1 protein-coding gene is annotated in these 1,560 nt (G+C 54.8%); it reads left to right on the top strand.

Annotation, left to right across the window (positions count from 1 at the left end; translation table 11 throughout):
- Nucleotides 1-94: 94 nt before the first annotated feature.
- Nucleotides 95-1,396, top strand: coding sequence for an IS1380 family transposase (locus tag V8L70_RS22740; protein ID WP_101146771.1), 1,302 nt, complete (start codon nucleotides 95-97; stop codon nucleotides 1,394-1,396).
- The last annotated feature ends 164 nt before the right edge of the window (nucleotides 1,397-1,560 follow it).

Consider the following 1,560-nt stretch of genomic DNA (forward strand, 5'->3'; position numbering starts at 1 on the left):
CCTGGATTTCTCACGGGGTATAAAAGAAAGCGGCTGAAAGTGTTAACGTTTCAGGGCCTTACACCAAAAACCAACACCAACCGCCGCTTCCAAAATGGTACCTGAAAAACTGACCTTCTCGCCACTCTCACGCCGGCAAATTGAAGCCGATTTCTCTGGGGGCCACATCACCTCCGATGCTGGATTGCTCTTGCTACGGGAAGTCGATAAACAACATCGTCTGACGCACCGCTTGGCCTCCGTGCTTCATGATCCCCGCGCACCGGAACAGGTTCGTCACAAGCTCGACACTCTGGTGCGTCAGCGGGTGTTCGGTGTCGCCGCGGGCTACGAAGATTTTAACGACCATGAGGCCCTACGTTACGACCAAGCGCTTCAGACCGCGCTAGGTGAAGATGAAGTCTTGGCGGGTAAGTCTACACTGTGTCGGAGCGAGCAGAAGGTAGACCGGCAAGCGATGGTGAAGGCCCATGCGTTACTGTGGCATCACTTCATTGAGCAGCATGACCAACCCCCCAAGGAAATCGTGCTGGACTTTGATGGCACCGATATTCCCGTGCACGGCGAGCAACCCGGGAAGTTCTTTAACCGCTATTATGATCACCACTGCTACTTCCCGCTGTATGTCTTCTGTGGCCGCCATCTGCTAGTGAGCTATCTGCGTACCAGTGACCACAGCGACAGCCATCACAGCTGGGCCATCCTGGCGTTACTGGTGCGCTTTATCCGCCAGTACTGGCCCGATACGCGCATTGTGTTACGAGGTGATAGTCACTTTTGTCGCCCCCGGATGCTGAACTGGTGCGATCGGCATCACGTTGACTATATCGTGGGTATCGGTAAGAACAGTCGGCTGCTCAAGGAAGTGGACGTGCCCATGATGCTGGTGCGCAAGACCCAATGGCAGGTGGGAGGCAAAGTGGCAGAGACGTTCCGCTTCCCGTATCAAGCACACTCTTGGAAATACCCACGCTGGGTGGTCGCTCGTCTAGAAGAAAGCGAGCTGGGCTCCAATCCCCGATTTATCATCAGCTCCCGTTACGACGACGGCTTCAAGCTTTACTACGAGCAGTATTGTGCTCGGGGCGACATGGAAAACCGAATCAAGGATCAACAACTGAGCCTGTTTGCTGACCGGACCTCCAGTACGCACTGGTGGGCCAATCAGTGGCGGCTGATCTTATCGGGCTTCGCCTATACGCTGTTCGAGCGCTTACGTACTTACCTGAAGAAGACCCCTTTTGAGCGCATGAGCCCAAGCAACCTGAGGCTCAAACTCATCAAAGTGGGCGCGGTCATCATCCGCAATACGCGCCGAATCCGGGTGTTGATGAGTGACAGCTACCCCTATAAAGCGCAACTATCCGATCTCGTCAGGCGGTTGGTGCCGAACTGAATGCGCGGGCGCCCCCGGCCCGACGCAATGGGGGAAAGGGGGAAGTGTATCTGAACGACGGAAAGTGGTTAAAAAGTAGGCAATTTAAGATGTACCAATAGGTTTTTAATAGCATGGCGGCCTGGGTGCGGTACTTGCTGAGGTGCTATGAGAAATCCGGGCTA

This window comes from Vreelandella arctica, from assembly GCF_037070215.1.
GTDB classification, from domain to species: Bacteria; Pseudomonadota; Gammaproteobacteria; order Pseudomonadales; family Halomonadaceae; genus Vreelandella; species Vreelandella arctica.

Coding starts and splice junctions, on each gene's coding strand:
- V8L70_RS22740 (WP_101146771.1), top strand. CDS start 95: ATGGTACCTGAAAAACTGACCTTCTCGCCACTCTCACGCCGGCAAATT.